This is a genomic window from Clostridium sp. HMP27 (assembly GCF_000765165.1).
Lineage (GTDB): Bacteria > Bacillota > Clostridia > Clostridiales > Clostridiaceae > Clostridium_AK.
This window is the reverse complement of record NZ_JMFY01000013.1, coordinates 1-9,842: the sequence shown is the minus strand read 5'-3', so window position 1 is coordinate 9,842 and position 9,842 is coordinate 1. Positions and strand designations below refer to the sequence as shown.

At 35.6% G+C, this 9,842-nt stretch carries 5 protein-coding genes and 1 pseudogene; all 6 read right to left on the bottom strand.

Features of this window, described 5'->3' with window-relative positions:
- Window positions 1-65: 65 nt before the first annotated feature.
- Entirely contained in the window at window positions 66-1,469 is a 1,404-nt protein-coding gene (locus DP68_RS05955; RefSeq protein ID WP_291547622.1) for a hypothetical protein, read from the bottom strand.
- Between the two features lie 294 nt (window positions 1,470-1,763).
- Window positions 1,764-4,376: pseudogene (gene ppsA / locus DP68_RS05950) on the bottom strand (phosphoenolpyruvate synthase).
- A gap of 149 nt (window positions 4,377-4,525) precedes the next feature.
- Window positions 4,526-6,772, bottom strand: a complete 2,247-nt coding sequence (gene helD, locus DP68_RS05945; RefSeq protein ID WP_035307444.1) for an RNA polymerase recycling motor HelD — start codon at window positions 6,770-6,772, stop codon at window positions 4,526-4,528.
- Window positions 6,773-7,224: 452 nt separating this feature from the next.
- Entirely contained in the window at window positions 7,225-7,725 is a 501-nt protein-coding gene (gene purE / locus DP68_RS05940; protein ID WP_035307442.1) for a 5-(carboxyamino)imidazole ribonucleotide mutase, read from the bottom strand.
- 21 nt (window positions 7,726-7,746) lie between these two features.
- Window positions 7,747-8,904 (bottom strand): 5-(carboxyamino)imidazole ribonucleotide synthase, encoded by a 1,158-nt coding sequence (purK, locus tag DP68_RS05935; protein ID WP_035307441.1) that lies wholly within the window; start codon window positions 8,902-8,904, stop codon window positions 7,747-7,749.
- A 52-nt stretch (window positions 8,905-8,956) separates the two neighbouring features.
- Window positions 8,957-9,842: MFS transporter (locus tag DP68_RS05930; protein WP_035307438.1), on the bottom strand; the 886-nt coding region annotated here is incomplete at its 5' end.

Below are 9,842 nucleotides of genomic sequence, written 5' to 3'. Positions count from 1 at the left end.
TGTTATTACGTAGATTATCATGTAACCCACCAGTTATCAATGATTTTAAGATAATAGAATGAATATTATCCTATTTCTTTAGAAGGTGGCTCCACCAATTCCACAAACCTCCAGGTTTTTCCCCTGTCATCTGATTTGTATTTTGCCATAATAGTACCTCCCTTGAAATCACCTTGTTCTCCCTGTCCTACCAAAAGAAACAACTGGCCATTTTCAACATAAGGAGTTTGTGGTTGTATAAAAGGCTCAAAGGTGGTGCCCATCCATTCTTCCTTATGAACAGGTAGTATTACCGACTCAAAGGTTTTCCCTCCATCTTGTGTTCTATAAAAATTGGTTACCGCTCCTTCTACCTTTGGATAAGTCATAAAGCCCAGATTTTCATCTATAAAACCAGCTGACTGTAAAAGCCAGGTGCTAGGTCCAGCCCCCACTTCTTTCCATGTGTCACCACCATTTGTTGTTTTATATATTATCTGTCCTTCTTGAGACATAGTCCTCCCACCTGTTGCAATGACATAACCTACTGTAGCTGTTGGAAAACTACAAAACTTCACTCTTGTACTATCTAAGTTTTTACTTATTTCAGATGTTTTCCAAGTGATTCCCCTATCCTCTGAACGAACCATCATAAGAGGATTTTCCCTAGTCCCTCCATAGACAAATGCAGTTTTTTCTGGTGTTATTACATAGCTTTTTTCCTGCAATTTATTATAATAAGGCCTTCCGTCTCCAACTTCTACTAAGGCCTCCAGTGAAACAGGGACTTCCTTCCATTCATTTCCCTTGTCATAGCTTACATAGAGGATTTTATTTTCTATCTTATAGGTATACTGCTGATTTTCATAAGGAATTTCAGCTTCATATTCATGTTTATACTCATCTCTTTCTTTCTTACCACTGGTTTGATATTTCTCCAAATCATATCCAGCAGGTCTTTGTAATTTGGTTACGGTATAATTAAAAGTCCCTTCCGGATTTGTTTCTTCTTTAAACCATAAAACCCATTGACTTTTAATTTTGTTTTCCTCCACAACCCCATTCCAATTATAGGAACTTCTTTTATCTAATTTCTTTATAACAATGGAAAAATCAACTTGAATTACATTAGCTTCTTTAATTTCAATACCATCAATAGAATACTTAGTTATCTTTTGATTCCTAGGCACGTATTTCCCTCGGTATTGTTCAGTGTATGCTTCAAGCCACTTTGTTCCCACTACAGTAAGATCTTTTGTACTAACTTCAACGGAGAAGCCTTCTGGTGATTGAAACTTAATCTTACTTTGCTGGTATTTGTAATAACCTAAATAACAAGCAGCTAAAATCACAATAGCTATGCAAAACCTTGCCACTATCCTGTATATTTTCTTTTTTGGTTCTTTATTACTATCTGCAGTTATGTATTTATTCTCCTTAATAACACTTAAATTATCAGATGCACAGCACCTTAAATTATAAAATCTCACAAGAGATTTATTCCTTTATTCATTATTCTTAATTCTAATATTCGCACTTTAATACTGGTAAGTACTAACTATATTATACAACTTATTGCACATAAATTGCTTGCATAACTTTATGCTATATTAAAAATTAATGTTAATATAGCTGTTTCAACTTGTCCAAGATCACTACCGATAACATTATGAATTTGTCTCATGTAATTACTTTTTCCATCTGAAAAAGCGACCCTTATCGGGCCGCCTTCGGAGCTTTCATATTTTATTTAACTCTCAAGGAGTGAAACAACACCTTCCCCATTATAGGATTTCTACAAACCCTTCTGTTCCATGCACGCGAATTCGCTGTCCATCTTTTATCAGTTTAGTAGCATTTTCTACTCCCACAACTGCCGGCAAACCATATTCACGTGCAATAACTGCTCCATGGGTCATCAGTCCACCAACTTCGGTGACTAGGCCCTTTATGGATACAAACAATGGTGTCCAGCTAGGGTCAGTAAAGGATGTGACTAATATATCTCCATCTTCTAGATCAGCATCTTCCATGTTTAAGATGACACGCGCTCGCCCCTCTATAACTCCAGAAGAAACAGACAGCCCTGCAATAGCGCCATCTGGGAGATTTTCTCGTTTGTACTTACCGGAGAGCGCTTCACCATCAGAGGTGATAACACGTGGGGGTGTTAGTTTTTCATATAATTTGTACTCATCTTTTCGAATGCTTATAATCTGATAATCCAGTTTATTTGTGCGTACCACATCGTGAAGTTCTTGAAAAGTGAGGTAATATATATCTTCTTTTTCATGAATAACGCTCTTTTCCACCAGTTGCTCTGCTTCTTTTAGTAAAGCCTGCTTATAAACAAAGTAGCGGCTAACCATACCGTATTTTGGATATTCACGATACCCGATGAAATTTCGGATTAGGTCAATTTTTTCTTTTGTTTCTTTGACCTTTTGTTCACCATCCGGTAACTTATTCAATCGCTCTAATAACTCTTATTCTTTTGCCAAAGCTTCCTGTCGCCCTTGCTCAAATTTCCGATTACCGGCATTAGGATCAAAGTTTTTGATGTTATTTAAAATCACGAGGATAAGAGTAGTTGGTTTTTCGCTCCAACGAGGTCTAGTAATATCGATTTCTCCTGCACATCGCATTCCGTACTTGTCAAGATAAGACAATATTGCGTCTTGGATTTCCTTTCCACCATGGAATTTGGGTAATTTATCCACAAAATTATCATCTCTTACATGCTTCAGATAATTAATTACTTCTGGATAAGGACGAATCACATCTGCCACATTAAGTAGTGCCAGACCCATCTCCGAAGTAATATTGTTTGGTACAGATTGAGAAAGGGTATCCGCTGCGTTTTTTTCACCTAACCATTCGTTCATTTTTTCATTGATCCATGATGAAGCATTTATAGCAGTCATAAATACAGCTGTACCTTTTGGATCAAATAAAATCTTTTTTAACTCCTCTATATCTTCTAGAATAAAATCAAATAAATCTGATCCTGATTTCCTTTGGATGTTTTGTTTCAACTCTTCTATGGATCTTTGAGTACTCTTAATCAAATCAGAAACAATTGTAGGGTCATTTTCCACTTGTGGTTTTGAATCCGCAGAGGACACACTTTTATTGCTTCTACGGTTACTCTGTTCCTCTTTATCATTTGGTAAAAGTTTTATGAAATCTCGCTCTATTACGGTCATGAGCGCATCCTTCATGAGTGGGTCGTGTTGTCCCATACTATCCAATAACACTTTTCTGCTGTCAGGTGAAGCTAGGATAGGTGTAGCATCAACAAACAACCTTCCACCAGCTTTGAACCTGTGCCCAAAAGATGTTAACTGGAACAAAGACATTCCCAATGGTTTCAAAGGATCAGTCATCATTTGTTGATGACCCACAGATAAGTAAACATGATTTTCTTTATCATTTGCTTCAGGGATGGGATATAAAGTAGTGATTGGTCGGCTCTGGACAACATAAAATGTATCATCTACCAAACACCATTCGATGTCTTGAGGACACCCGAAATGCTCTTCGACCTTTCTGCCCATATACTCAAGCTGTAAAATCTGCTCATCGGTGAGCGCTTGACTATTCTGCTTCTCTAGCTCAATCTCCTGTTCTTTGGTACCGCCATCTTTTAAAGCATAAATAGCCAGCTTCTTGGTGGATATCTTCTTATCGATAACTTTGCTGTCACTCACTTTATAGGTATCAGCATTAACCAATCCAGATACCAAGGCCTCGCCAAGTCCGAAACTGGCATCAATGGATAATACTTTCCTATTAGAAGTTACGGGATCAGCAGTAAACAAAATCCCTGCCACCTGCGGGAACACCATCTTTTGAACAACCACAGACAGATGAACTTTACGATGGTCGAAGCCGTTTTGAAGTCGGTAAATTACTGCCCTCTCGGTAAATAACGATGCCCAGCACTTGCTGATATGCTTTAGTATTGCCTCCTTTCCGATAATGTTCAAATAGGTCTCCTGCTGGCCTGCAAAGGAGGCTGTCGGTAGATCCTCTGCAGTTGCACTGGAGCGTACTGCATAGGCATCTTTTTCACCAAACTTTGTTAGATAATCCATGATCTCTTCTGCTATATCCTTAGAAATAGATATACCTTCGATGACCGTGCGAATTCTTTTGCTAACTTCATAAACTTTTTCCCTATCTTCTACTCTAAGATGGGATAATTCATCTAATAAACCGCTAAGTTCCTGATTATTTCCGGTTATCTTTTTATATGCTTCTGTGGTAACACAAAAACCTTCCGGTACTAGGATCCCCTCGGCCTTGGATAGTTCTCCTAGATTGGCACCTTTACCCCCGACCATAGAAAGCTTTCTTTTATCAATTTCCTGAAAGCTAAGTACATATGAATTCATACATTATCCTCCCTTATCAATTCATTCCTATTCATATTCTCAATTGTTTTCGCAAGCTGTTCGTTATTCCGCTTTGAGACTTTTTCTGCTTCTTCTTGCGCTTTTTTATTAGTATTGCCAATTTAGTTCTTTATTTTGTAGTAATAAATTTAATAACTTCCTGTCAGCAATGGAGTAACCTTACCTGAATAGTATACGCATAAAGCATGAAGCGCTCTGGTGCAAGCAGTATAGAGCAGCAACCTTTCTTCCTCACAACCATACTTTTCATCCCCTGCGTTATAAATAAGCACCACATCAAATTCTAACCCTTTAGCAAGGTAAGCCGGAATTACCAATGCATCACTTGCATATTCATCATCTTCCTTCATTATGGCTTTAACATGAACCTTGTCTTTTAGGAAACTGTATACCTCCTGCGCTTCTCCTACAGTCCTTGTTATGATACCAATTGATTTGCACCCTTTTTCTTTATATGTTTTAATATCATTAAGAACTCTATATTTTATATCCTCTTCATTTTCAAAGCCGAGAACTAAAGGTTCCTCTCCACTTCTTTCTACACATTCATCTGTAAGTTTCTTATTAAGCAGCCTTCTTGAAAACTTAGTAATTTCCATTGTAGATCTATAGCTTTTAGTTAAATTTATTATACAAGTACTATCTTTGGGAAATATACTAGATATATTATTATAGTCTCCTACGTTCATAAATGGATTAATGGATTGCTGTAAATCACCCAGTATGGTCATACTCGCAGACTTAAAAAGCTGATAAAAAATCTCATACTGCAGCGGTGTATAGTCCTGCGCTTCATCAATAACAACATATTTAATTTCTGAGGTTTTAGGAAGATCCCCCAGTGCACCTTTTAGATATAAAAGGGGTGGCTGATCCTCATAATTAAGCATTCTAGTTTTTAGACTTTCAAGGGTATAGCTTTTGGTTTCATCAATGTTTTTATCATTATATTTTGTATTTGATTTTGTTAAGAAAAGCTCTAGATTGTTAAAGAGATTTTTATAAATTTCCACTAAATCAAACTCCGTCATTTTATTAATTTGATAGTGTACACTCTTTATTTCATCCTTCACAATAGCTTGACTTCGCTCCATAGCCTCTACTTTATCTATATAAGAACCTGAGTCCGCAAGTTCGTCAGTTACTTCTCTTATTTGTTGTTTTTCATAAGGCTCTACAAGAAACAAAATTCTTTCTCTTATCTTTTGAAGCCTCCTTTTAAGTGGCAGTTGTACATAATCTTTAAAAAACAGTTCTTCTATATCCTTAGATGAGATTATTAAATGCCCCCTAAAAATGATATCTGTAAAATTTCTATCCATGTTTTCTAGATAAGATACATACTGTTTTAATATATCCACAAACTCCATGGAAGACTTAAATTTTATATTATTTATTCTCTTTTGGTAGGAATCTTGTTCCTTAGATGCCAGAATATATTCCATCATCTCACAGTAGTTTTCCTTTATAAACTCATTACCTAAGGCCTTATGCATATATTCCTTAAATGTGGTCTGACACATATTGTCTTCTCCAAGCTGCGGCAATACATTAGAAATATACTCATTAAAAATATCATTTGGGGAAAATATAACTATATTTTGAGGAGTTATTTTTTCCCGATGCTTATATAAAAGATAGGCAATCCTATGAAGCGCAACAGAAGTTTTCCCACTTCCAGCAGGACCTTGGACAATTAAATTCTTGTATTCCTCATTGCGAATTACTTTATTCTGCTCCATTTGAATAGTTGTTACTATTGCTTTCATTTTACTATCAGTATTTTTACTCAACATATCCTGCAGCACTTCATCGTCTATCTTAAGATTACTATCAAACATATAGTCAAGTTTACCATTGCTAATTTTGTACTGTCTTTTTAGCATTAACCTTCCATCAACAATTCCTTCAGGGCATTTATAACTTGCTTCTCCAATTTCGTAATCATAAAACATACTAGAGATTGGTGCCCGCCAGTCATATATTAGAAACTCATAACTATCATTAATAAGATTTGAGATTCCAATGTAATATCTTTCAGCTTTCTCCTCACCCTTTTCAATGAAATCAATTCTTCCAAAATAAGGTGATAAAAGCATTCTCTCATATTTTTCTTCAAGCTTTCTAGTAAACTCATAGCTTCTTTTTTGTATTTTCATTGTATTGATAAATTGCATAAAGTCTACAACCTGTTCTAAGCCATTGTTTACAGAAATAGAACCTATATCCTGCCACAGTTCTCTTTGTGTTTCAATAGAATCCTTTTTTAATCTTTCTTTTAAATCATATTTTTCATTAAGCTGTTTCTGAGCCTCTTTAAGCACTTCCTCCAACCATTCATTTTCAAGCTTCCATTCAAGGTCATTTTTGTTCATAATATACCCCTCCCTTTTAACAAATAATTAAGTGAGATTTTTTCAAAATCCTATTGACATTGCTTTCACCAGGGTATATAATATAGTTAGAGGATTATATTATACTGCCGATAAAAGTGACATGAACTAAGTTTATCACTTTTATTTTGTTATGTCAATATAAAGGCATTTGTCATTAGATAAGTGTCTTTTTGTGATGTAATTAACCTTATATCGCGGGTGGGTTTCCCCCACATAATATTAGAAAACCACATGCTGTTCTCATACCATTTTACTTGCCACTCCAGCTTAGACACCTTTTTCTATCTTAAATAACAATTACGCCAAATCTTACCCTTATCACAAGTATCTTTAGTTCTACGTATTTATTAGCTCTTAAAGCAAAGTTCCCTCAAACCATCAGTCTGAGGGAACATAAAAGACATATTAAATTGTCAATGCTTCAGATTCGATTATTTGCCGCACCCATCTTTTTCAAGATCCTCAGCTTTCTTTATCACCAAATCCTCTAATTCCTTTTTATATTCTTCAAGGGAACAGTATAATTTTTCATCGAAAACAGCTAAAATCTGTGCTGCTAAAATTCCTGCATTTCTTGCTCCATTTATTGCCACGGTAGCAACTGGAACTCCACTTGGCATTTGTACGATTGAATATAGTGAATCAATGCCACTAAGTGCATTGCTCTTAACCGGAACTCCTATAACAGGAAGTGAAGTCAGGGCTGCTGTCATTCCTGGCAGATGGGCAGAGCCACCTGCCCCTGCAATTATTACTCTTATACCCTTATCTTTTGCTTTCTTTGCATAGTTAAATAATCTGTCAGGAGTTCTGTGTGCGGATACAATCGTTACTTCATGTGGTATCTGAAAATAATTTAACATATTTGAAGCGTCTTCCATTACTTGAAAATCTGAATCGCTTCCCATAATTATTCCAACAATAGGTCTCATCCTTCTCTCATTCCTTTCATATCATTTTGAAATTATTTTAATTATTTTGTGCGCTTTATCAGCTTTTTCACGTGCTTTGTCTAATGTTGATTCTGTAATTGTTATATGACCCATTTTTCTTTTAGGTTTCGTTTCCTTTTTGCCATAGATATGAAGCCTCACTCCCCCAATAGCTAGGACTTCATATGCCCCCATAGTAACAGGAGTCCCTTTAAAACCATCTTCACCTAAGATATTTCTCATAACTGTTGGCATTATTAAATCAGTTTTGCCTAAAGGTAGTCCAATTACTGCCCGTATATGATTTTCAAACTGTGATGTAATACATCCCTCTATTGTATAATGACCTGAGTTATGCGGCCTTGGAGCAACTTCATTCACAAGCAGGTCACCACTTCTTGTCAAGAACATCTCAACACACAGCATACCAACGCTTCCAAATATTCCGTAAACCTTCCTCGCAATTTCTATTGCATTATTTCTCTGAGCATCACTTATCATTGCTGGAACTGAAGTTTCATAAAGAATACTATCTTTATGAATATTTTCTACAATAGGATATACCATAACTTCACCACTTATCGCTCCGCAGCAGAGTACAGATATCTCCTTAACAAATGGGATGAACTTTTCAACATAAATAGAATCAGCGTTACCTCCAAGTTCCATAAAAGCTTTTTCAATATCTTCTTCACATCGAATTATGCTATTTCCTTTTCCATCATAGGCTCCTATAGAAGTCTTAAGCATAATAGGATAATTAAATATTTTAATTGCATCCTTTATCCCTTCAATGCCATGAACTTTTAAGAAGTCACCTACAGGTATCCCATGTTTTTTAAGATCTATCTTCTGATTAAATTTATTTTGAACTATTTCCAATCTTTCCGCTGGAGGATAAACTATAAACCCTTTGCTCTCTAAATACTTCAAGGCTTCTATTGATATATGTTCAAATTCACAGGTTAAAACATCTGACTCTTTTGCTAATTCAAACAAGGCTGCACGATCATCAAAACTTGCAACCATTTTTTTATTTGCAAGACAAGCCGCAGCACTATCTTTATCAGGGTCAAGTACAATTGTATAAATACCCATTTTAGCTGCTTCATTTACTAACATTTTACCCAATTGCCCCCCACCTATTATTCCAACTTTTTTTGATATAATATCATGCATTATGACTAGTACTCCTTTCTTTAAACACTTGAAAATATTGACATAAATTCCTTTAGTCTTTAATTAACTTAAACGTCACTAGACAACCCGCAAAGCAAAGCCCTATTACCAAACAAAAAATAAAATAATAATTCTTAAAGATATCTAAAATTAATCCAGAGCCTAATACACCTAAAATAGCTCCTATACCATAGGCCGTAAATACAACTCCATAGTTTTGGCTATAGTGCTTTGCTCCATACAACATTCCTGTAGCAGTTGGAACTATTGCAAGCCACCCTCCCACATTAAACCAGAATATCGAAAACGCTATGCCAAACAAAACAATACTGCCACTATCTGCAAAAGACATAAGCAATGCGGCTGTAATAATAAGACTATATGAAATTATCATTGCTTTTTTTGATGATAGCTTGTCAGTTATCCATCCAAATACAGGTCTTCCAATTCCATTAAAAATTGCAAACAAGGAAATCATCAGCGCAACCTTCTTTTGCGATAACCCAATTAATTGTATACCAACATTGTTTGTTAGTCCGATTAACATTAATCCGATCGTAGTTCCAATAATAAAATTTACATATAATCCTTTAAAACTATCAAGCTTAATCATTTCCTTGGTATCAACATCATTTGATTCATCATCTTTATCTATAACTTCTTTTAGTACATCAGCTTCCAATTCAGAAGGGTATTTAAACGGATAAGAAAGAATAGGAATTATAATACCAAAGGATACTCCTAATACAAGAAAGGTTTTCATAACTCCGAATATTTCAATCAAAATCCTTGCAAGCGGAGTTGTAACCAATGGTGATACTCCAAAGCCTAACAAAACAAGTCCAACAACAAATCCCTTTTTTTCTGGAAACCACTTTGTTACTATTGCTAAAGGAACACCATAAGCTATACCAACCCCTGCACCGCCAATAACCCCA

Excerpts from the sequence above, each read along its gene's own strand:
- helD (WP_035307444.1), bottom strand. The coding sequence starts at position 6,772 with ATGAACAAAAATGACCTTGAATGGAAGCTTGAAAATGAATGGTTGGAG.
- purE (WP_035307442.1), bottom strand. The coding sequence starts at position 7,725 with ATGAGACCTATTGTTGGAATAATTATGGGAAGCGATTCAGATTTTCAA.
- purK (WP_035307441.1), bottom strand. The coding sequence starts at position 8,904 with ATGCATGATATTATATCAAAAAAAGTTGGAATAATAGGTGGGGGGCAA.